General features: G+C 59.5%; 18 protein-coding genes. 5 read left to right on the top strand and 13 right to left on the bottom strand.

All coding sequences use genetic code 11. From position 1 onward, the window contains the following. Positions 1-29 precede the first annotated feature (29 nt). The 4 genes from ACSFCA_RS18850 to ACSFCA_RS18835 all read left to right on the top strand — a co-directional run bounded on the left by ACSFCA_RS18850 (position 30) and on the right by ACSFCA_RS18835 (position 5141). Positions 30-482 (top strand): HAD domain-containing protein, encoded by a 453-nt coding sequence (locus ACSFCA_RS18850; RefSeq protein ID WP_435460222.1) that lies wholly within the window; start codon positions 30-32, stop codon positions 480-482. Continuing rightward, positions 479-1333, top strand: coding sequence for a metallophosphoesterase (locus tag ACSFCA_RS18845; protein WP_435460223.1), 855 nt, complete (start codon positions 479-481; stop codon positions 1331-1333). The genes ACSFCA_RS18850 and ACSFCA_RS18845 overlap by 4 nt, the downstream gene beginning before the upstream one ends. 354 nt (positions 1334-1687) lie before the next feature. Next, positions 1688-4129 (top strand): hypothetical protein, encoded by a 2442-nt coding sequence (locus tag ACSFCA_RS18840; protein ID WP_435460224.1) that lies wholly within the window; start codon positions 1688-1690, stop codon positions 4127-4129. Beyond that, entirely contained in the window at positions 4077-5141 is a 1065-nt protein-coding gene (locus ACSFCA_RS18835) for a hypothetical protein (protein ID WP_435477205.1), read from the top strand. The genes ACSFCA_RS18840 and ACSFCA_RS18835 overlap by 53 nt, the downstream gene beginning before the upstream one ends. Here the strand turns inward: ACSFCA_RS18835 and tnpA are convergent. The 13 genes from tnpA to dnaA all read right to left on the bottom strand — a co-directional run bounded on the left by tnpA (position 5077) and on the right by dnaA (position 22139). Continuing rightward, positions 5077-5646 carry an IS66-like element accessory protein TnpA gene (gene tnpA / locus ACSFCA_RS18830; RefSeq protein ID WP_435460226.1) on the bottom strand — a complete coding sequence of 190 codons (570 nt, stop codon included), beginning with the start codon at positions 5644-5646 and terminating at the stop codon, positions 5077-5079. The genes ACSFCA_RS18835 and tnpA overlap by 65 nt on opposite strands. Before the next feature lie 279 nt (positions 5647-5925). Further along, the gene (locus ACSFCA_RS18825; RefSeq protein ID WP_435460227.1) at positions 5926-7470 is read right to left on the bottom strand and encodes an LA2681 family HEPN domain-containing protein; all 1545 of its coding nucleotides are present in this window, start codon (positions 7468-7470) and stop codon (positions 5926-5928) included. A gap of 108 nt (positions 7471-7578) precedes the next feature. Continuing rightward, positions 7579-8700 carry a hypothetical protein gene (locus ACSFCA_RS18820; protein ID WP_435460228.1) on the bottom strand — a complete coding sequence of 374 codons (1122 nt, stop codon included), beginning with the start codon at positions 8698-8700 and terminating at the stop codon, positions 7579-7581. Positions 8701-8802: 102 nt separating this feature from the next. After that, positions 8803-10446 (bottom strand): hypothetical protein, encoded by a 1644-nt coding sequence (locus tag ACSFCA_RS18815; protein WP_435460229.1) that lies wholly within the window; start codon positions 10444-10446, stop codon positions 8803-8805. A gap of 118 nt (positions 10447-10564) precedes the next feature. Beyond that, positions 10565-10900 carry an exodeoxyribonuclease VII small subunit gene (gene xseB / locus ACSFCA_RS18810; protein WP_435460230.1) on the bottom strand — a complete coding sequence of 112 codons (336 nt, stop codon included), beginning with the start codon at positions 10898-10900 and terminating at the stop codon, positions 10565-10567. A gap of 2 nt (positions 10901-10902) precedes the next feature. After that, complete coding sequence (gene xseA / locus ACSFCA_RS18805; RefSeq protein WP_435460231.1) at positions 10903-12636, bottom strand: exodeoxyribonuclease VII large subunit; 1734 nt, start codon at positions 12634-12636, stop codon at positions 10903-10905. A 74-nt stretch (positions 12637-12710) separates the two neighbouring features. After that, complete coding sequence (locus ACSFCA_RS18800) at positions 12711-13289, bottom strand: RES family NAD+ phosphorylase (RefSeq protein WP_435460232.1); 579 nt, start codon at positions 13287-13289, stop codon at positions 12711-12713. 9 nt (positions 13290-13298) lie between these two features. After that, the gene (locus tag ACSFCA_RS18795; protein WP_435460233.1) at positions 13299-13766 is read right to left on the bottom strand and encodes a hypothetical protein; all 468 of its coding nucleotides are present in this window, start codon (positions 13764-13766) and stop codon (positions 13299-13301) included. Positions 13767-14419: 653 nt separating this feature from the next. After that, complete coding sequence (locus tag ACSFCA_RS18790) at positions 14420-14644, bottom strand: DUF5710 domain-containing protein (protein ID WP_435460234.1); 225 nt, start codon at positions 14642-14644, stop codon at positions 14420-14422. Between the two features lie 9 nt (positions 14645-14653). Beyond that, positions 14654-15685 carry a hypothetical protein gene (locus ACSFCA_RS18785; RefSeq protein WP_435460235.1) on the bottom strand — a complete coding sequence of 344 codons (1032 nt, stop codon included), beginning with the start codon at positions 15683-15685 and terminating at the stop codon, positions 14654-14656. A gap of 1137 nt (positions 15686-16822) precedes the next feature. Beyond that, on the bottom strand, positions 16823-19429 hold the full coding sequence (gene gyrB, locus ACSFCA_RS18780; protein WP_093054970.1) for a DNA topoisomerase (ATP-hydrolyzing) subunit B: 2607 nt from the start codon (positions 19427-19429) through the stop codon (positions 16823-16825). A gap of 134 nt (positions 19430-19563) precedes the next feature. Then, entirely contained in the window at positions 19564-20670 is a 1107-nt protein-coding gene (gene dnaN / locus ACSFCA_RS18775) for a DNA polymerase III subunit beta (RefSeq protein ID WP_093054972.1), read from the bottom strand. 89 nt (positions 20671-20759) lie between these two features. Next, on the bottom strand, positions 20760-22139 hold the full coding sequence (gene dnaA, locus ACSFCA_RS18770; RefSeq protein WP_019653666.1) for a chromosomal replication initiator protein DnaA: 1380 nt from the start codon (positions 22137-22139) through the stop codon (positions 20760-20762). Positions 22140-22425: 286 nt separating this feature from the next. Between dnaA and rpmH the strand changes: the two genes are divergently transcribed. Further along, positions 22426-22560 (top strand): 50S ribosomal protein L34, encoded by a 135-nt coding sequence (gene rpmH / locus ACSFCA_RS18765; protein WP_007834827.1) that lies wholly within the window; start codon positions 22426-22428, stop codon positions 22558-22560. Positions 22561-22564 lie beyond the last annotated feature (4 nt).

Here is a 22564-nt window from a genome sequence, read left to right as displayed (position 1 = left end):
TTCCCACCCTTCGAGGTAAGCGAGCTGAGATGATCTTGTTCCTCGACTTCGACGGCGTGCTTCATCCCGAAGGGGAGGATCACATCCTCAACGGTGGCGCCGACTTCTGCTTCCTGCCGCGCCTGGAGGCACTGCTGCGCGAGTTTCCGTTCGTGAAGATCGTGATCAGTTCGTCCTGGCGTGAGCACCTGCTCAATAAGACGCTGTTGAAGCCGTTCTCCAGCGACATCCGGGCCCGCATCGTTGGAGCTACCCCTCCTTCGGGGTTTGGCCTTCAACTGCCGTACAGGAAGCGTGAAGGAGAAATCCTTGCCTGGCTCCAGCTCCACGATGCTGTCGACGAACCTTGGGTTGCGCTCGACGATGCCTATTGGCAGTTCGACCACTGCAAGGACCATCTTGTGGTGTGTGGCTCGTTCACTGGTTTCGACGACAAGGCGAGTGCCGAGCTTCGCGCGCGCTTTGAAGGAGTTGTGCAATGAAAGTGCTGATTCATTCCGACCTCCATCTCGAGTTCGCCCCCTTCGAGCCAGCGCCCGATCTCGAATTCGATGTTGTCATCCTCGCCGGCGACATTCATTCGCCAGCCAAGCGCGCCGTCCAGTGGGCGGCGGATCGCTTCCGCGGCAAGCCCGTGGTCTACCTGCTTGGCAACCACGAGTACTACGACGGACGGTTGGACACGACACTGGCCGAAGCGCGCCGCGAAGCCGAAGGAAGCAATGTCCACTTGCTCGACGGTGACGAGCTGGTGATCGACGGTGTGCGCTTCCTCGGCGCGACGCTGTGGACCGACTTCGCGCTTTCCATCGAGACGCCTGAAGGTCCGATCAGCGATGTCACGCGTGCCATGAAGAAGGCGACCAACCTGCTGAACGACTACGCGCTGATCCGCACAGTCGACGAGTCGGCAGAGCCCGATACCTGGCGCTACAAGCAGGGAAGAAAGCTTCAAGCGGCCGACACGCTACGAATTCATCAGGTGCAGCGCGCCTGGCTACGAAACAAGCTTTCGGAGCCGTTCGCTGGACCTACCGTGGTTGTAACGCACCACGCACCTCATCGCGGCTCGCTGGCAGAGCGCTACGCCAATGACTGGGCCTCAGGCGCTTTCGTCAACGAGCTTCCAGATTATTTCTTTGATGTGCCCGTGCTCTGGGTCCACGGTCACACGCATCAGCAGTTCGACTATCGAGTCCGTTCTTGCCGGGTTGTGTGCAACCCGCGCGGCTATGTGAACTGGAGCGGCAGGATCGAGAACAAGGCGTTCGATCCTGGGCTAGTCATCGATGTAGAGACTCTCGTCGCTGCAGATCGTGTCGGTCCTGGGTGAATTTCTGTCCTAACGTCGGACATTTGACAGGGCTCTGCACTCCGAACGACGGCAGTGGGTCCGGCTACCAGTCGGCAAGAAGCACATGTCCACCGAGCCGACGTTTAGGCGCTGCCGAGCTGAGACGGCCTTGACGGTGGCCTTTGGTCGTTGTCTGGGTGCTTGGTATCGTCGGAAAGCGGGTGGCGGCCGGTTGTGGACCAAAGAGCGTGGACGTTGCAAAACATCTCGACGTAGTTGAAGCGCCCAGTTCTCGGATCGAGTAGTGCTGACATCGAATGCGTGCAAGGCAACGCTAGGGATGCTCGCCCGTAAGATCGGAAGACTCAACGCAGCAAGAGAAGGGAAAAGACAATGACCACAGTGGGCGCAGCGACCCGGCAAAGGATCACCGAAATTGCGGCGATGCTGGACAACCATCGAATCAACGACGCCTATGACACGCTGCATGTACTGTTAAAAGACACTCCAGTTTCGGTTGTAGCTCTAATCGCCCCCGATCTTTCCGGTCTGATCGAGCGCTTCTATAAGCAGAAGAAGAGACTGCTTACGGAAGCGCTATCCGCACGACTGGTGAAGCTGCCGGCAATCCGTGTAGTGGCATCTGGAACTTTCCATAGCTCAAAACCTCCGACGGAGCCGGCACTTCAATTACCGCTGCGGCAGGAGTATGCGTTGCTACTAAAAGAGCTCGGGGAGCGTCACATATTTCAGTGGGCGAACCAGTATCGTGATGCGCTCCATTTCATCTTCAGCAAAACTTTGAACGAGCTGGGTCATGCTGCGCAGTGGCACGCCGAAGTTGATGGTATCGGGGAGGAGTTCGCGATTCACGCACAAGACATCTTCACGCGTGGGTTCTCGTTCCAGGTCGGCCGCGGCTTGTCGCCGGAGGTCGCCGAAATCAAAAGTATCAGTGGCCTGCAGAACTTTCTTTACTACGTAGTGTTGATTTTCGCGGAGCACCGCGATGTTCAATCTTCAAGAGACGCACAGCTTGTTTGGGGACTCGCATCGTGCGTGCTTACCGGAATCCTGCGCGGGTATGGAAGATCAAGATTTGGACAGCGCTTGGGGTGGACGTTGCTGCAGCGCAGTCTGCGAATTTGGCTTGCGCCCTTGGGTTTTTGTCGTGGTGGCGATGCGCTAGCCCTGTTGGATGAGTTCCCGGCTTCCGACCGAGACCGCGACCTCTACATCACGATCTTGCCGACGCTTCTGGCGATAGAGAGCCTTGCCAATCGCTTCCATGGCGAGGAGGTCTTTCTTCCTCGGCTATGCCGCGTTTCGGTGCTGGAACCACCGCGTCTAGACATCACATTGTCACTGCGGCGCGAAGGAGTCAGCCATGAAACCCTCGTCTCCACGTTTTTCAGCGGCGTTGTTGAGCATGAAATGCCGATCAGTGATGCTCTATCCCTGCACGCGGTTGTCGTTGTCGGGCAGCTAGGCGAGAAGGTGAGGTCCTGGGTCGACCTTCAACGAGAGGAGAGGATCCTAGATGCAAAAGACGTGATGGTCGACTCAGGGCAAGTCCAGGAGTTCTCGGAACTCGTTTACGCGCAACTTGAATCGCAAATGAAGGCCTATGTGGAGGCCAGCGATCCGACATTGATGACTCGAAACTACGCGAGTGAGTTTCCGCTCGATGATCCTGACTTCAGACGACAGTTTCTTGTCGAACGTCACAGTGTCAAGCGGCTGCTCCAGCAGATTGAGGGCAGCAATGGGATTCATCTTTGGTGCAGCATACGTCGGTCTGGCAAGACGACTGCAGCGAGTACGCTTGCGGATCCGCATGGTCGATCAGTCGTTGTGATGCAATCGATGGATCAGCTTCCGAAGCAGCAGCTCGAGCAAAACATCTTCAAGCGACGATTGAAGGAAGCGTTCAAGGCAAGAGAGGAGATAGAGCCAGACTTCTTTCAGAGCATCGTGGACGAATGCGTTCTGGCCACGACAAGCAATGAGGCTCCGCAGCGCCGCGTCGTCTTCATTCTTGACGAGTATGAGACCCTGTTCGGCATCGTGAACGCCTATGTCAGTGACGAATCTGGACTCAAGTTCAAAGTTGCTCTTCCTCTCCTGAGCCAGATGGTTGCCTTTGCGACCAAAAACCTATTGATCTTCATGGGACAGCGCCCTGATGCCTACTTGATCCTGTCGGCACAGAATCAACTGAGCCCCTTGGTGAAGCAGTACAACTTTCCGCTCTTCGATCACATTGAAGGAGCCGCGGATACCGAGTTCACTCAGCTGTTAAAGCGCGTGTTGACCGACAGACTTCCCTTCCATCCATCGTTCTCGAGTAGCGTCTACGAGGAGACCTGTGGTCACCCCTATCTGACCGTGAACCTCATGGTCGATTTTTGTGATTGGTTGATCGCGAACAATCATCGAATGGACGGGGAGATATTGGATTCGACGCACTTCGTCAATTTCGGTAAGGAGCGACTGGTGGCGGCGAAGCTCAAGCGGAGTCCTCGCTATGAGTTTTTCAACCACATGCTCGCTGAATACCTGAGTGAAAGTGGGCGAACGCAGGAGCCGTGGCTTTCTGCAATCACCAGCGTCCTTCAAGAGATTGCGCGCAAGCATCCTCGTGCCTTCGCCTGTCCGATCAATAACTTTGAAGCTCTTGCGGCTCCATTCGGCGCAGCTACGCGGATGACTCCTGCGCGGCTACTGACGAGCGGATCCCTTGCAAACTTCCTGCAAGACCAAGGAGGCAACGTCAAACCTGGTGTTCGACTACTGGCTAGATTGGCCGGATCCGCAGCGCCGAACATTAACTGAGCAGGACATGGAATACACGCCAGACCGCATCATCGAGTTGGTTTCAGGGATCGACTGGAAGGATGGAAATGTTCTTCGAATTTTCTGGGTGCGATGCTCCATGGGCTCGCGCGCAGAGCTTGCCGAAAGCGTACGAGGGGTTATTGATGGAGAAGCCGTCGTGCCCCTTGTGGTGAGAGGCCCCACATTTCTTAGTGCGAATGCGGTCCTCGCCGATGTCCACGAAATCTTCGATGAAAACAAGTCGGAATTCGAAAAGATTGATAGCAAGACGGTGCGACGGGTAACGGCTTTGCTGTTAGCGAAGGATGATTTTCGGATGCCTCAAGGAGGATCCCCGATAACGCTGCCGGACTGGTTCCCGGTACTACCAGGGCGCGAGACTTTTTTCCATATCGCCGATCTTGGCCTCGCAGCCGAGGAGAGGATGCTCGATTGCGCCGATGCGCGAATAGAGCAAGTATCCAAGCTGACCTTCGAACTCGAAGCCTCGATTGTTGGGCGGCTGAGTTATTTGCTGGGGCATAACCGTACTGCATTGCAGAAGTTCATGGACACAGCCCATGGTGGGCCGGTGCCGGATTGCGTGCGGGCGCTTGATGACTATCAGCGTAACCTCGACGCTGTGCTCGACCAATGGAAGTACCGACCGAACGCGGCGACTGACGCAACCTCACTCGTTTCTAGGCTGCTAAAGCTGACGTTGAATAATTCCCCAAAGCAACTTGGCGCATTCGGCAAAACTTTTGCATCCTGCTTTGATGTTCCACGCTCGCCTAAACTAAAGCCGACCTTCTTTGCCGCGATGCTTAGACCTGCAGCGAAAATGGACGATACAACTGCTAATTGGCACGCAATCATGCTGGCGTTCTATCAAGCTTATCAACTCATGAACGGTGCCGCACATGCAGGTGAGTACCCGCGGTACTCCGTGGCTCTTCAATTCGCTAATTCCGTGAACTTACGTACATTCTTGCTTGAAGCTCGCGAGCATGTTGATTTATTAACGTAGGCGGCAAGAAGTCGGGTCGATTTCGTTGGAGGCGCTTGCACGGCAAGAGATCGCCGCTCTCCCTCCAAGGATGAGAGCGGCCTGCCACGTCATCCAAATGGACTCGACGCGGATCAACGCAAAATCTCGCGAAGCCAGGCAGCGCTCGCCGCGGCGGCACTGGATGGCCAGTCACGACCACTGTGGTCGCGCCGCGCTTGAGTTCGATGTGAATGTCTGATGCTGTCGGCGAGGGCGTGGCGTCGAGCTGCACGGGCACGAACACCGCCTTGGCTTGATCCCGCGGCATGTCGACAGTCGTCTTGATCGAATCGGCGCTGGGCAACCGTTGACCGCCTTGCTCGATCCAGCGGCGCAACAGGTTCGCATTGATGCCATTGGCCAATGCCACCGAGGCGATCGACACGCCGGGCTGAGAGCAGGCGGCGACCAGGTTCGCCTTGAACTCATCGGTATGACGACGCCTGCGGCGCCAGTCTCCCTTCACGGTCTCGATAGTGTTCACGTGTCCGCCAAGAAATAAGTGGAGTAGTGAACACGATGCTCCTAGGCCCGCTGGCGGGAATCAAGATGAGTTGGCCAGACACTCACAACGATCTTGCGCCAGCCGGTGGAGTTCATGACATAGGTCGGCTCAGAGCCGAAGCGCGACCATGCGAGTGGCCAAGCTGAACGTCTTGAAACTCCACATTACGGCGACTGCGAGTAGCGGCTTCCCGAGCTTCCGCTTTTCACCACAACTGCCCACCCAGGCGCCCAGCGTGGAGCGCGGAATAGACAATCCTCAGCGGTTCCAATCATCGCGCCACTGATGGAGCTTCATCACGCCTCGCAATTTTTCATCGCCAACGCCACGCCTCTGCTCTTCGCGATGCATTCCCAGTGCCAAGTAGATGAGAGCGGATCGAACCAGTTGAAGGAGGCGGAGTGTTCGTGACTCAAGGTCTGAACGGGTGATCGAATGAGCCATCGTGTCATGAAATAACCCTCCGCTTGGCCCTGGAGGCAAGAGCATCTCGTGGACCTTCACATACTTGTGCTCGAGATGATTGCGCAGCTCCGCCAGGGCACGCGCCTCAGGCTCCGTCGAGTCCCGCATGTCTTCCTCGAACAAATCCTTGCTCAACCAGAACAAGCCACGCAGGGGCCAGTTCTCTGATTTCACGAAGGTCTGCCGCACTGGGTCGGTGTCCCTCTCTCTTTCTCGCCAGATGGTCCTGAAGCTGACGCGTTTTTCGGGAATGCCCAGCGCGAGGTAGTGGTTCAGAAAATAGGCAATCTTGTCGAGCGTCGAATAGGCCATGCGAAACGCCATCTTCACCTTCTCCGTCGCCAGCCCGTAGGCGGGATAGTCGAGCGTGTTGTAGAGCAGGACTCCGCGATCGGAGAAATGCGGCTCACGCGATTCGACTCCTTCCCAAAGAAGCCAGCGTGCCGATACGAACCCCTGCTTGAGTTCATTGAACATCCCAGTCACGATGGGAGGCTCTCCAATTGGCGTGACGAAGTCCGGTACGCCCATGATGTCCTGGGCTGCAATCGAAGTTGCTTCGACATCGTTTAATGGGTTCAGGAAAAGCACGTTGCACAGACACCAGAGCCGATATTCGCGTTCGTTGCACTCCCCGCCCATGTCCCAGCCATCCGGCTTGTGTGCTTGTCCGATCGCTTCAACGTCGTAGTGATCCGAGATCTGCTGTGCGCAACGCGCAAAGTACTCTATCAGCGTGCTGTCGCCAAGATGAGGATGCTTACCGATCAGAGCCACTGCTTCTGTCAGATCGCGATAGGCATGAAGTGCGAAGACTCCGGCGTGTCCAGAGTCGTACAACGCCACAGCATAGTGCATCAATCCTCGCCCTCGATTGGCACGCGCCATCCAGAACTTGGGATCCATCTTGAGTGCTGCACTCCAATGTGCCCGGGCTTCGACGAAGCGTCCAAGGGTATCGAGCTGGTTGCCGAGATTGGTGCGTATCTGACAGCGGCGGAATACGCCCATTGCATCGACGCCCGGGCTGTTTATCGCGCGACGCAGCAGGTACACCTGTTGCCGAACCTCTGGTTGTTCGAAGTCCCAAACGGCCGCCCGATCACTACGTCGCGCCGCGTAGCGACATGCCCAAGCATTTGCCCTGAAGTAGTCGAGCAGCGCCATCTCGGCTGGAACAAGACCACGAGCCTGCAATTCATCCGCAAGCTTGAGTGAATCGTCAACCAGGTCCGGGTTGGACTCGTCGTCCGCCTGATCCACAAGGCGCGCAATCAAGTCCAGAGCGTCGTCGTTGGAAAGGCCATCTATCGTCGGCTTGCTGATTGGATCGTCCATATTTCCTCCCCTTCGTTATTACCGGGACGCTGTGCGATTCTGGACGTAGTTGTCTGGGCGCGCGTGCCTCGTGCTTATTTCGCACGCCTTGCGCAAAGAGACCTTTGCCTATGCATTCCCTCTCGGCTCGGCGTCTCGAAGACGGTCTTCGCCTTCACGTATCAATTCCCCAATGAAGTCCGGACGCGGGGCGACCTTTGCCTTCCATCGCGGGGACCTGATGTGATCGAGATGGCCGCGCATCTCCGCGGCGATCCGTTGCGCATCTGAGCTGCCCCACCATTGAGAAAGTGCCTCTGGCAGCGCTTCGTCTCTGGACCGGTCTGTCTCGAAATCAAAGAGAAGCTTTGCGATCTTTCGCAAATGCTTGTCGAAGCTGGCGAAGAGGTAGCGTGTCTTACCATCGCGGCCTTCTTCGTTGACCCGCCGCACGAACTCACTTAGATGCGTAAGGTCCCATGCGGCATTTCGCACACCCGCAATGGCAGCCTCCCGGTCAAGGGAGTTCTTGTCCTTGAAAACTCGTCGCTTCGGGGGAGAGTTTGGTGCGAAGTAGACGCTGGCCATCAAAGCCGCGGGACCACCGAACATGAAGTCGTCTCGCATCCAATTGAACAGGCGGAGCACGCGATCAATGGGAAGAAGCGACAACTGCTCCAACTCGAGCATTTTCAGGGCGATGATGTAGTTCCGATTCCAACGCTTGATTGGCCTTGCCAGGTCAAGCTTTGGATTCACCATGTGAGCTTCGTATCGACCAGAGAGAACATCCTGTCGCCCTAATGCGAGGTCCAGCAGGTCTTGGGACACGGCGTTGTTAGCAGCACGAAACCAGCCCAGTTCAGTCCACGCCTCCTCGTTGCCTTGCTTGTGCGCCAATTCATGGAAAGCGATCGACGGTTCCGCTTCGATGTGCAGACATTGCGAAAAGGCCAGCAGTCCCGCCGCGATCCGGAGTTGCTGATCGCCGCGTACAGCCGCTCCTTGAGCCAGCTGAGCGAGCCGCGAGGCTACATTTCTATCCGGCAGGAGCCAAGTCTGAATGCCTTCGAAGTCTTGCTTGTAGAAAAATCCATGCGGGTGATACAGCCCGACTGGAGGTGGGACATAGCCCGGGACGCACACGTCGGCTTCGGCAAGCAGGTTGCAAGTCTTGAGCAGGTCTGCCATGGGGAAGCCGGACGGTAGCCATAGCGCCGCATACAGATCTTCCTCATCTTCGTCTTGCATCGATCTCGTCCTCGTGCAGATATCTGCGTGACTCATTCGTCACCAACCCGGTTGTTCGCGCATTGGCGAAAGTTTGGCTGTCCGCGGTAGGTCCGACGGAACTCATGAATGGGGACTATCGAAAATTGGGTGTTCCCCAGTCGATGAGGGAATATCAAACTCCACGTGTGCAGAGCCCCACGGACCGAAAGCAGGAACGTCGTATCGCCATGTGCAGCGAGATCCTGTTGTCGGGTGAAGATCGATATCTACTTGTGCGCCGACGCGCACGACCGATGGGCCACCAGCCACAACGACTCTTGCGCCCTCGAAGTACAGCTGTCTTAGCGGAAGCGTCAGCTCGCATCCGAAGACGCAGATCGATTCGGCCTCCTCAGCCACCAGCAGGAATGTCGTCGGCACATCTTCATCGCGAAGAAGTCTGGCTACCTGTGCATCTTTCACTTGGATCCTACAATTTTTTGGCTGTATCTCACTACCATCGCCGAGCGAAATCCCGCCTTCAAGGATGTCAACCGCTTCTGCCAAGGCCTCGTGTTCGTCGCGCGTGAATGAAACGGCGGAGGAGAACAGAACACGTGCCTCCAAGTGCCTGGCAAGAGTCCCTACGCGTCGGGAGTACGACAGCAAGGCATTGACTGCCTTGAAGTAGCCTTTGAGTCCCTCGCTTTCATTGAGGGAGCCGCGCAGCAGTTGCCGCCCCTGGATCTCGAGGGCCATTTCGAGCCTCCATCCCTTGCTCAAGAGCTGGAAGATTTCCGCCGCTTTGTCTATATACGGCAATGTGCGAACGTCCAGGCCGTTCCATTTGTCTACATCAAGAAAGAAGGTGCTTTGATCGATCGCGACATCGCCCTCGAAGTGCTTACGGAAGCTGAGGTTCAGCAGCCCATCGAATCCGATGCCTTGGTACGTCAATGACCGTCGCCCGACAGCGACAGTTCCAGTCATGTCGTCTAGAGGCTTGATCGTTCCGTCTTCCGGGTGCTTGAGACTTAGCTTGAGCGTGGCAGACCTGTTGCGTGGTTCAAGCCTTAGCACTCCACCGGATTCAGCAGCCGATTCAAAAATGCGAGAGATGAGGGGTGAACCGCTGCTTGACACTGCGTGAGCCGGAAGGCTCACGGGACTACCGTGGTCCATTAGTTCACGCAGCGCTGTTCCTCCATCTGGCGCCGCATTTGCATCAAGGGTGAATGACACCCGCATAGGCTCTTTGGCGCTGATCGAATGAGTGAAGACATTGTCGGCATAGCTGGTGCGCACATCGAAGCGCGGATCCATTGATTGCAGTTCCAACTCCATCGCCCCAATAAGCTGAGCAACGGCATTCCGCGGAAGATGTCGAGGGGCGCCACCCAGGCTTGCTACGACGAGTTGCTGAGCGTCGGAATCGGTTATCAAGCGCTGACCTTGTCGACTGCGAGCTCGTTCCTCCGCGTTTTCTTTCCAACGACGCAGGAGTTCCGCAGGGAAGAGGTCGGCATTGGTGTCCACACGATCATGGCACGATGCGCACAACCAAATCCCGTTGTCGATGGAGCGACGCTCCTCCAAGCTCATCGAGTCCAGGAATCGAGGCCCACCAGACATGGCAGCATGAATGTGTGCCGCCTTGCCGATCGTGCTGACCCGTCGACTGCCCGGGCCTGCGGCGGTTGTTGCCACATCGCAGCAAGAGCATTGGTGAGCGACACGATCTTTCAAGCGTCTGATCGTGTCGGGGGAAAAATCTGCTTGTCTCATTCTTTCTTCCAGCCTTTAACCGCTTCATCGTCAGCCCGTTTCTCAAGACGATCTCCTGCAAGGCGAGCCAGCTGACTTTCGTTTCGAAGGCGAAATTTCTCGCTGGATCTACCAGCCGCTAATAGGGTATGTCATCGTCGCCGGATTCAATTCCTGCAGGAGGGGGCGCCGCTCGCCCCGGCCGGCCACTGAAAGGTGCCCTCATTGCAGGCGCATCTGCAGCCCTCTCGGTCGCGGCGTTGCCTGGCGTCGTTGCTCCAACGCCGGCCCCGTCCAATGCGGCCTTGAGCGCCGCTTCCACCGCATCAATGCGCTCCTTGCAAACCTTGTATGCGTCGACGGACTCCGTGACGATCGTCAGCAGGTCATCGATGTTGGGCTCATCCTGATCACGCAAGGTCTCGGCATGCTTTTGCAGGACCCCATAGGCGTCCTTGAAACTTCTCTGAGCCATCGTCACTTCTTTCCTTTGGTAGGGATGGTTCGTACTTCAGTCGAGCCGTCCCTGAACTGAATATTGAGCGTCGGCGAAACCTGGGCTTTCTCGCTGGAGGTCACCGGTTTTCCCCCACCGGTACGCACGATCGCAAAACCACGTGTCAATGTCTTCTCGGGACCCTGTCCTGCCACCTCGCGCATCAGCGCCTGGGCATTGCTGCTGGCCTGCTGCACAACGCCTACTGCGCGCTCCGCCACCCGCTGCAGGCGGTTATCCAGAGCCTGCGCGGCCGTCCGCGTGGCTGCTGCCGTGCGATCGACGACGGTGTTGAGCGCAAGGCCCGTAGCGGATCGTGCCTCACCGATGTTCGAGAGCGCATCGATGCGAATAGCGGTCATCAAGCCCGGCACCTCCTGCTTGGCCGTTGCGACGGCTTGCATTGCATCAGCGCGCACCTCGTTCAGCAGGGCCAGGCTTTGTCGCGAGGCATCATGGACGCGCCGCACGGCGCCGACTGCGATCGTGTTCAGGGTTGCCGTATTTTCCTGTTTCGCTCGAGCCAGATGCTCACGGGCATCCGCCCTGATTCCTGCTTCGCTACGCTCTACGGAAAGACGGACGGTGCGAGCAGCTTGCGTGCCGGCCGCAAGGATCGCATCCCAAGCCGAACGGGCTTCGCGCACACGGCGCGAGATCTGCAGCTCGATGCCACCGATGACCTTGCTGGGTGTGTCGAAGCAGGCATGGGCCACCTCATCGGGCAGAGTGCTGTCGCGCTCATGGCCAATGCCCGTGAGGACTGGAATGTCCTGGTCGCAGATGAAGCGGGCAAGCTCGTAGTCGTTGAGCCAAGCGAGGTCATTCACTGCACCGCCACCGCGGATGATGACGATCGCGTCGGGGCGGTCGGCTTCTCCCAGCTCACGGAGCGCGTCTGATGCAGCCGCGACCACCTCGCGTGCTGCGCCCTCGCCCTGGAAGCGGCTGTGCGCATAGATGAAGCGGCAGATGCCGAACCGCTCCAGCCGCTCGGCCTCTTTTCTGAAGTCTCCAAGGCCGGCGGCCTCCTGTGGCGCGATGACGAGAACGACGCGGTAGTCCCAGGGGGGTGAGAGTCGACGATTGAGGTCGAACACGCCTTCCTGCTTGAGTCGGGCGTGGATCTCCTTCTTTCGGGCTTCAAGGTCGCCGACCGTGTAATCGGAGTCGATCGCATCGATCTCGAGACTGAGGCCAAATTGCGCCTTAAAGACCGGCTTCGCTCGCACCAACAGCTTGATGCCTGCGCCGATCACTGCGCCCGTGGCTTTTTCGAAGTCGGGCAGGATGCGCGAGGCCGTGCCGGCCCAGATCATGGCTCGTGCCCTGGCGATGGGTTGCCCCGCGATGTCTCGTTCAGAGAGCTCCAGGAAAACATGGCCATTGCGCACGCTGGCTTCGTTGACCTCAACCAGTGTCCAGACGCCGCTGGCGAAGGCCTGGGATACCGCGGCTCCGACGCCGCTGAGCAGGCGGGAAAGCGGGATGCCCTTCTTGACTGTGGCTATGCCGGACGCCGGCGCATCCGCGAGCGCGACGTCCATAGCACCGCTGGCAGTTGGCGCGGCGGCCGCAGGTAGCCAGGCACTGAACGCGACCAGGTCGACACCGGCCTCGACGTACCAGCGCTTGACCGTGCCGTCGAAGCGCGCGCCGAGCGCCTTCGCGGCATCCTTGGAGCGGTAGGGAACGTCGAGGTACTGGCGGGACATGGTGCGTTCAGGTTACCGTTTCGCGCCAAGAGCAACCGATCTGGTGTGCGGCATCAACCGTCTGTAACGTGCGACTAGGGAACCCAAGGCAGCAGGGATCCTTTTGCAGCCCGCAAAACTGCCGGACGTAGTGCATTTGTGCTGGGCTCTACGAGAGGGTTTGACGACTGCATTTTCATCTTGGGCATTCCCTGTCGAAATAGGCAGATGCATACATGTTGCGGATGCTGCGCTGACGAGTAAATGATGCCGTCCAATGCGGCATTCCTGCATTCACTGGCCAGAGCTTGCGTGCTTTCATGCCGCGGTGACTGCAGACCTGGGAATTTTTCCGCCATCCCACGAAGGTCCACGAGCCGCAAGCGCCGCTCACTCTTGAAACAAACAGCGGAATACCCGCGAAGCTGCGACAGGCTGCAGGCCATGAGTTCACGCCGAAAGCGCGTCTCATACAGCGCGGTCTCCTCTGTGTCTGCGAGATAAGCCGTGACGTCGTCGATCAAATCAAAACGGCCGTCCAGCGTACCCGCCGGCGCAAGAATGAACCCGTTCACGCGCGCGCTCACAGGAAGCGCGTGAGTCCGCTGAATCCGGTACCAAGGTTCTTGTAAAGGGAGTTCTACATATGGAAGTTCGAAATTCTTGAAGTTCATTGCTTGAGGTCAGTGAGCCTCAGCCGTTGCCAGTTTCAGTATGCGTTCAAGTGCGGTGCCCTGCTCCAGGGCCGCGCGCGGGGTCTGCCCGTCGAGAGCTTCCCGCGGCGTTTCAAGAAACGCGAGCAGTCGCCAGCCATCGTTCGTATTCAGGTTCGCCGAAATGTGCTTGAGGGCCGGCCAGATAGACGGCTCGAACTGCCATCGCGGCAAACGAAATCCGCGACGCAGATTCGAAACACCGATGCATCGACCTGCCTTGATCCAGGCATTGATCGTGACGCGAGTTGTTCCTGCGACGCTGGCCGCGTCATCCGTCGAAATCATGTCGGCAGCCTCGATGCGCTCGCGTCGAAATTGAGCCCCCGACTGCAGCAGGGCGGTCGTTTGTGAGGCCGGCGCATACACATTTGTGACGGAATCATTCGCTTTAGCGCTTGAAGTGGCTCGGGATGAGGAAATTTGAGGAGGATTCATTCGGTCAACAGAGAAATTTCGCCGCATCAAGGCGCGTTGCGCAGATTTGCCTTGGCTGCACAAAAGAAGCCCCTCACTTCAAGCACGGCGGTGCTCGCTCGGGCTTTGCAAATAGCTCGTCGAGTTAGGGCCTGGCGGGTATGGGAAAGGTAGCGGATGCCCAGCTCCGCGACAAATTGCCTCACCCTCATCAGCCTCTCGGCCCAGAAAATGACGAACTCGGAAAGTTCAGGCCACCGCGACTGCCAGAGCCCGCGGAATCTGCTCTCTAAACCATCTACCCCGAGAGTCTTATGCACTGCCAAGAAAGCCTTCATCATCGCCACCGCGACTTCAGTCGGCTCAAAGGGGACGACTGCCCCATTGCGGCGAATGATTTGGTAATGAGCTAAGTCTCTGTCAGATGGAATTGACGGCGTAGTGGGCGCGCCGGGTTCAGACCAAGTAAGCATTGCAGCCTCCAAGTACCAAAGAACAAATGCTTCGATACGAGGCTCTAGGATACGGTGATTCGGAAAGTTTGTAAATCTCGTTAAGTTGGAATGGCGGCATGGAGCATGCCCCGGCTCAAGGGGGAAGGGCCCGGCGGAACGGGAGTAGCGTGTCGGTTTCGGCGCTTCGTCGAGTTTTCTCAACTACCGTGGACAATTTTCTCAATTAGCGCATTGGTAGCCACCGGCAGTTGCCGTGTCCGCGAGCGCAACGTCCGTGGAACCACCAGCAGATGGTGCGGTGTCTGCGGGCAGCCAGGCACCGAACGCGACCAGGTCGACGCCGGCTTCGACGTACCAGCGCTTGACCGTGCCGTCGAAGCGCGCGCCAAGCGCCTTTGCGGCATCCTTGGAACGGTATGGGACATCGAGGTATTGGCGAGACATGATGCGTGGTCAGATTGCCGTTTCGCGCAACGGGCGTCCGATTTTGCGAGCAGGATCGAAGCTGTAGACATGTTCGCGCGCCGAGCGTCTGCAGCGGCCCACGATCCGCCCCGGAAATTCCTTGTCGCCGTCGAACAGGACAACACTCGCATTGCAAAGGGGGCACGTGGACGAGTAGCGGGCGAACACCAACTCGCCGACGCTGTCTTCGGACGACGGTCGCAATTCGAGTGTCACATTGTCCTTGGACCAGGGCGCCAGCAATGTCGGGGCCATCACGATGCGCAGCTCGAAAAGCTCCCCGAGAAATCGGAACAGTTGCGCCACATAGATCACCATGAGCAGCACAAGCGCTGTAAGCGTCAAATCGGCGGGACTAAGCGGCCGGGAAATTCGCAGGCCCACGTAAAACAGGCCCCAAACCACAGCGAGCACACCGATCAATGTCGACATGACGACCAGCATGATCGACCAGCGAGTTGCCATCGACCACCGAATGGCACCGGCTCTCAACGCCTTGTTCAGGAACGCGCCAGGGGCCGAAACACTCTCGGGGGTGTAGTAGATCCCACCCGCAGGCACCTCCGGGATGGCCTCGGGAACCGCTTTTTCGGGAAGGGGTTCTCCCTGAATTCGATAGATCGAAGGGTTGCCCTGAAGCTTTTCCAGCTTCGGGATGAATTGGTGCCCTCCGCGCCGGGCTGCCTCGATCATGCCCTCGCGCCAGTCTCTCTCCGCGTCGATCAGGCGTGTCCAATGCGGGCTCAGCCACGCGCTGGCTTCCTTTGCGGCATCTGGCGCGACAGCGCTCTTGAGGTTGAGGGTCGTGAAATCCGTGGATTTGCCATCCCGTACGCGGGCCAGGGTCTGGACGGCCAACGCCCGGAGAACCTCATAGGCCATGTAGTTCACCGCAAGCTGGGTGTTTCCCAAGTAAGCAAGCACTACCGCCGCAGCCTGCGCCTGCGGTGAAAGCACAGCCTCCGCGGAGGGTTCCGGGAGGGTTTCGGACTGCACGGTGATCGTCATCTTATCGAGCATACGGCGCTCCAACACTTTCAGGACCTCCGATGGCATCGCACGCTTTGAAGCACTCACGCACCTGGCACAGGGCCCGGCGCCCCCAGCGAGTACACCGGCAATCCGACCCACAAGGTACGCCGCATCAGCGCGCAATCCGACGCCTCGCGATGGAGCTAAAGGCTCGCGAAGGAATAATGGGGCTGTTCCATGCTGGCGTGACCTGGCGTGCTTTTGCCTGCTTGGTGAGCTTGGCCACAGCGGTTGCTGTGGAGACAGAGAAGCCCCTCAAGATCGGACGCAGCCGGTTTGTGCCCGACCTGATCGTGAGGTGCGTACGCACCCATCGGATCTTGCTGGTGGTCGAGGTATGGCACACGCACACAGTCAGTGCCAAGAAGAAAGCGGCCTTTCAAGCCGCAGGATTCCCATGGGTAGAGGTGCGCTCCTGGCACGTAATCTCGCGAACCCGCCGCCAGCCGCTTCCGATCCTGGACTGGGCCGGTCCGGGCCTGCCACGGCCGCCGGAACAGTACTTGCTCTTCGAGCTTGAGGATGATCAAAGGCGGTCTTCGGAGCCTTCTGCGCATAACTGCGCTCCCGCCAAGCTGCCCGCAGATCTATCCGGGCAGAGGTGCAGCCGAGGCTTCGCCGTCGCCGGTCAACGCGCAGGCCGGTCGGAGCCGGTCTGTAATAAAACGAAATGGATCGGCGCATGAATTGGCGCCATCGTGCTCAGATTTCGGTTTCCGTCGGGGGGCGCGAATGGGCAGATGATCGTCTTCTTCAACCTTGCAGACATGAACGACCACGCACTCGAGAAGACAAGTGTTCAGTCGCCGCAATGCAAGTACCCAGGCTACTCGTGGAACGGATCGAACGCTCGGAGTTAAATCCGGTTGGGTCAACGTGCCAGCGCCGAGTTGATTATCAGCGAAGGCCTCTTTCCCTCCGCGATCGGTGGGCGCCGGCATCGAGATCGACGCACAGGTATTAGCCTTCGACGCCCCGGCCCGTCGAAGGATGACTCTCCTTCTGACCGACCGTAGTCGTACTCGAGAACCCCTACCGCGTCCCTGCGACACGGTTTCCGTGGCGGCCAGCAGCCCGATTTGCAAGTCGTGAGAATGTTTGCATCTATTCTGAGAACCTACAGGCTCACACGTCGATATTCGCGGCCCGCAGCGCGTTCTGCTCGATGAACTCGCGACGCGGCTCCACCTCGTCGCCCATCAGCATCGTGAACACACGATCGGCCTCGATCGCATCGTCGATCTGCACGCGCAGCAGGCGGCGCACGGTCGGGTCCATCGTGGTTTCCCACAGCTGCTCGGGGTTCATCTCTCCCAGGCCCTTGTAGCGCTGGCGCGAGGTGGCGCGTTCGGCTTCGCCGATCAGCCACTTCATGGCCTGGCGGAAGTCGTCGACCTTTTCTTCCTTGGCGCGTTCACCTTCGCCGCGCTTGACCAGCGCGCCTTCGGGGCTCAACAGGCCGCGGAAGGTGTTGGCGGCTTCGGCGAGCGCGGCGTAGTCGGCGCCGTGCACGAAGTCTTGGGTGAGCACGCTGCTCTTGATGTTGCCGTGGTGGCGGCGGCTGATGCGCAGCAGCGGCTTGTCGGTGCGCGCGTCGAACTCGCTGCTCACCTCGGCCGGAATGCCGGTGGTGTTGAGCTCGCGCAGCTTGGCTTGCAGCGCAACGGCCGATGCCTCGGCGGCGGGCGTGGTGTCGAGGTCGAGCGCCACGCCGTCGGCAATGGCGCGCAGCGCCTCGGCGTCCATGAAGTTGCGCAGGCGCGCGATCACGGCCTCGGCCACCTGGTGCTTGCGCGCCAGCTCGCCCAGGGTGTCGCCGCTCAGCGTGGTGGAGTTGGCGCCGCCGGTCTGCAGGCTCGCGTCTTTCAGCGCCACCTTGAGCAGGAAGGCGTCGAGCGCGGGGCCGTCCTTCAGGTACTGCTCTTCCTTACCGACCTTCACCTTGTACAGCGGAGGCTGCGCGATGTAGATATGGCCGCGCTCGACCAGCTCCGGCATCTGGCGGTAGAAGAAGGTGAGCAGCAGCGTGCGGATGTGGGCGCCGTCGACGTCGGCGTCGGTCATGATGATGATGCGGTGGTAGCGCAGCTTGGCGACGTTGAAGTCGTCCGCGCCGCCGCCCGCGGTGGTCGCGCCAGCGCGGCCGATGCCGGTGCCCAGCGCGGTGATCATCGTGAGAATTTCGTTGCTGGTGAGCAGCTTTTCGTAGCGTGCCTTCTCGACGTTCAGGATCTTGCCGCGCAGCGGCAGGATGGCCTGGAACTTCCGGTCGCGGCCCTGCTTGGCGGAGCCGCCGGCGGAGTCACCCTCCACCAGGTAGACCTCGCACAGCGCCGGATCTTTCTCCTGGCAGTCGGCCAGCTTGCCGGGCAGGCCCATGCCGTCGAGCACGCCCTTGCGGCGCGTCATTTCGCGGGCCTTGCGGGCGGCTTCGCGGGCACGGGCGGCCTCGACGATCTTGCCGCAGATGATCTTGGCGTCGTTCGGGCGTTCCTGCAGGTAGTCGGTCAGCAGCTTGCCGACGATGTCTTCCACCGGCGCGCGCACTTCGCTGGACACCAGCTTGTCCTTGGTCTGGCTCGAGAACTTGGGCTCGGGCACCTTCACGCTCAGCACGCAGCACAGGCCTTCGCGCATGTCGTCGCCGGTGACTTCGACCTTTGCCTTCTTCGCGAACTCGTTTTCTTCGATGTACTTGTTGATGACGCGGGTCATCGCGGCGCGCAGGCCGGTGAGGTGGGTGCCGCCGTCACGCTGCGGGATGTTGTTGGTGAAGCACAGCACCTGCTCGTTGTAGCCGCTGTTCCACTGCATCGCCACTTCGACGCCGATGTGCGTGCCGGGGATGCCGCCGTAGGTGTCGGCCGGGCGCTCGCCCTCTGCGTAGAACGAGTTCGGGTGCAGGACGGTCTTGCCTTTGTTGATGAACTCCACGAAGCCGCGCACGCCGCCGGCGCCGGAGAAGTCGTCTTCCTTGCCGGTGCGCTCGTCCTTCAGGCGGATGCGCACGCCGTTGTTCAGGAAGCTCAGTTCGCGCAGGCGCTTGCTGAGGATCTCGTAGTGGAAGTCCGAGTTCTCCTTGAAGATCTGCGTGTCGGGCAGAAAGTGCACCTCGGTGCCGCGCTTGTCGGTGTCGCCGATGATCTTCATGGGCGAGACTTCGACGCCGTTCACCGTCTCGAGCAGGCGGTTCTGCACGAAGCCGCGGCTGAATTCGAGTTCGTGGATCTTGCCTTCGCGGCGCACCACGAGGCGCAGCATCACGCTCAGCGCGTTCACGCAGCTCACGCCCACGCCGTGCAGGCCGCCCGAGACCTTGTAGCTGTTCTGGTTGAACTTGCCGCCGGCGTGCAGTTCGGTGAGCGCAATTTCCGCAGCCGAGCGCTTGGGCTCGTGCTTGTCGTCCATCTTCACGCCGGTCGGGATGCCGCGGCCGTTGTCGGTAACGGAGATCGAGTTGTCGCTGTGGATGGTCACGACGATGTCGTCGCAATGGCCGGCCAGCGCCTCGTCGATGGAGTTGTCGACGACTTCGAACACCAGGTGGTGCAGGCCGGTGCCGTCGGAGGTGTCGCCGATGTACATGCCGGGGCGCTTGCGCACGGCTTCAAGCCCTTCGAGGATCGTGATGGAGCCTTCGCCGTAGCTGGTGTCGGGGGCCACGGTGTCGATCTCGGGGATGTAGACGGGCTCGGTGTGGGGCACGTCGGGCTTGTTTTCTTCAGCACTCATTCGGATATTCCTCTAACTCTCACGGCATTCACGTGATATTTCGGGCTCTCAAAAGCTCAATTCGCAGCCTCTTGAAAGCGCAAACCCGCGGAGGGCCGCGGGCTGTATGCGCAAGGCGCTGTGTGGTGTGTTTTCTAGATACGCATCGGCATCACGACGTACTTGAAAGATGCGTTCTCGGGGATGGTTAACAAGGCCGAGCTGTTGGAGTCGGCAAGGTCCAGCTTGACCATGTCCTGGTCCATGTTCGACAGCGCGTCGATCAGGTAGGTCACGTTGAAGCCGATTTCGATGGCGTCGCCGCCGTAGTCGATGTCGAGCTCGTCCTGGGCTTCTTCCTGCTCGGCGTTGTTCGACGCGATGCGCAGCGTGCCCGGCTCGATGTTCAGGCGCACGCCCTTGAACTTCTCGCTGGTCAGGATGGCGGTGCGCTGCAGGCTGGCCAGGAGCGGCGCGCGGCCCAGCGTGACGGTGTTCTTGTGGTTCTTCGGGATGACGCGGTTGTAGTCGGGGAACTTGCCCTCGACCAGCTTGGTGACGAACTCCATGCCGCCGAAGCTGAACTTGGCCTGGTTGTTCGCGAACTGCATCTCGATGGCGCCTTCGGCGTCGGACAGCAGGCGCTGCATTTCGAGCACGGTCTTGCGCGGCAGGATGACTTCCTGGCGCGGCACTTCGACGTCGAGCGTGGCCGACGAGAACGCCAGGCGGTGACCGTCGGTGGCCACCAGGCTCAGCTGCTTGCCTTCGGCAACGAACAGGATGCCGTTCAGGTAGTAGCGGATGTCGTGCACGGCCATGGCGAACGACACTTGCGAAAGCAGGTCCTTCAGCGTCTTTTGCGGCACGCTGAACACGGGGCCGAAATTGGCGGCTTCCTGAACCAGCGGAAAGTCTTCGGCGGGCAGCGACTGCAGCGTGAAACGGCTCTTGCCGCCCTTGAGCACCAGCTTGCTCGCACTCGATTCGAGGCTCACGGTCTGGTCGGCCGGCATGGTGCGCAGGATGTCGATCAGCTTGCGCGCGCCGATGGTGGTGGTGAAGTTGCCTTCGTCGCCACCGAGCTCGGCGGTGGTGCGGATCTGGATTTCGAGGTCGCTGGTGGTCAGCTGCAGCTGGCCGCCGGTCTTGCGGATCAGCACGTTCGCCAGGATCGGCAAGGTGTGACGCCGCTCCACGATGCCCGCCACCGACTGCAGCGCGGCGAGGACTTTGTCTTGGTTTGCCTTCAAAACGATCATGTCTTCTTCCTCTTCTCTATCTCTTTGAATCAGCTTGTAAGACGCCATTCTCCGCTGTCGCGAGGGGCACCCTTGATGACATTCGGCGGTCAGCCCTTGAGCGTCTGCTCGAGCACGTGGAGCTGCTGGTTGAGCTCGGTGAGCTGCTGGCGCTCGCCCGAGATCTTGCGCACCGCGTGCAGCACCGTCGTGTGGTCGCGCCCACCGAACAGCTCACCGATTTCCGGCAGGCTTTTCTGCGTGAGCTCCTTGGCCAGGTACATCGCGATCTGCCGCGGCCGCGCAATGCTGGCCGGGCGTTTCTTGCTGTACATGTCGGCGACCTTGATCTTGTAGTAGTCGGCCACCGTCTTCTGGATATTCTCGACGGAGATCTGCCGATTCTGGATCGACAGCAGGTCGCGCAGCGCCTCGCGCGCCAGGGCGATCGAGATCTCCTTCTGGTTGAAGCGCGAGTAAGCCAGGATCTTGCGCAGCGCGCCTTCGAGCTCGCGCACGTTCGAGCGCACGTTCTTGGCGACGAAGAAGGCCACTTCTTCCGGCATTTCGGCTGATTCGGCACGCGCCTTGTTGATCAGGATGGCCACGCGCATTTCGAGCTCGGGCGGCTCGATGGCGACCGTGAGGCCCGAATCGAAGCGCGAAACCAGGCGTTCGTGGATGTCGGCCAGCCCCTTCGGATAGGTGTCGCTGGTCATCACGATGTGCGACTTCTTGGCGAGCAGGGCTTCGAACGCGTTGAAGAACTCTTCCTGCGTCCGGTCCTTGTTGGCGAAGAACTGCACATCGTCGATCAGCAACAGATCGAGCGAGTGGTAGCGCTCCTTGAACTCATCGAAAGTCTTGCGCTGATAGGCTTTGACCACATCCGAGACGAATTGCTCGGCGTGGATGTAGAGAACTTTGGAATCCGGCTTGTCGGCCAGCAGCCGGTTACCCACAGCGTGCATCAGGTGGGTCTTGCCCAGGCCGACGCCGCCGTAGATGAAAAGCGGGTTGTAAAGATGGCCCGGCATGCCGGCCACGTGCATGGCCGCGGCGCGCGCCATGCGGTTGGCCGTGCCCTCGACCAGGGTGTCGAAAGTGAGGCCGGAATTCAGGCGGTTCTTGAAGCCGGCCGCGGCCGGCTCCTCGCCCGGACCAGCCACGTCGCGCGGCACATCCGTTTCGGTCATGACGGCCACGGGTGCAGAGCGCACGGGCACTTCGCGCGGAGCGAGCGCTAACTCGATGGCAACCGGCTGGCCGTACATCTTCTCGGCCATGGCGGCGATCTTGCCGGCGTACTGGGCCCGAATCCAGTCGAGCTTGAAGCGGTTCGCAACGAACACCGTCATGCGCGACAGGTCGTCGGCGACCTGCGCTGTCAGGGGCTTGATCCAGGTGTTGAACTGCTGCTCGGACAGCTCCTGCGCGAGCTGGTCGACGCAGGCCTGCCACAGGCTTTCGCCGATGCCGTCAGTCGACATGGGCGCTTGAAAAAGTGATGAGACCCTCGGGCATTTTTGGTATAGGTATTGTGGATATTCTCTGCTGGAAGGCGCTCGGCATTCTAACTTGTCAAAACCTTATCCACACGCTGGCCGGTATGCCGAAAGGCCCGCAAATCTGCTCGAAGATTGTTCCGGCGGCCAATGTTTGCGATAATTGCGGGTTTCCCTGAAAACCTCATTGCGTCTTTCGGGGGCCATCCGAAACACGCTCCCCAGCGCCCGCAGGTTTTTTCATGCGGAAATCAGGGAATCTGGAACCATCATGAAACGCACATACCAAGCATCCAAAGTCCGCCGCGCCCGTACCCACGGCTTCCTGGTCCGCATGAAGACCCGCGGCGGCCGTGCCGTCATCAACGCACGCCGCGCCAAGGGCCGCAAGCGCCTGGCCGTCTGACGGC

Origin of the sequence: Variovorax multivorans (assembly GCF_051216835.1) — a bacterium.
GTDB lineage: Bacteria > Pseudomonadota > Gammaproteobacteria > Burkholderiales > Burkholderiaceae_C > Variovorax.
The sequence above is the reverse complement of the archived record's forward strand: the minus strand, read 5'-3'. Positions and strand labels throughout refer to the sequence as shown.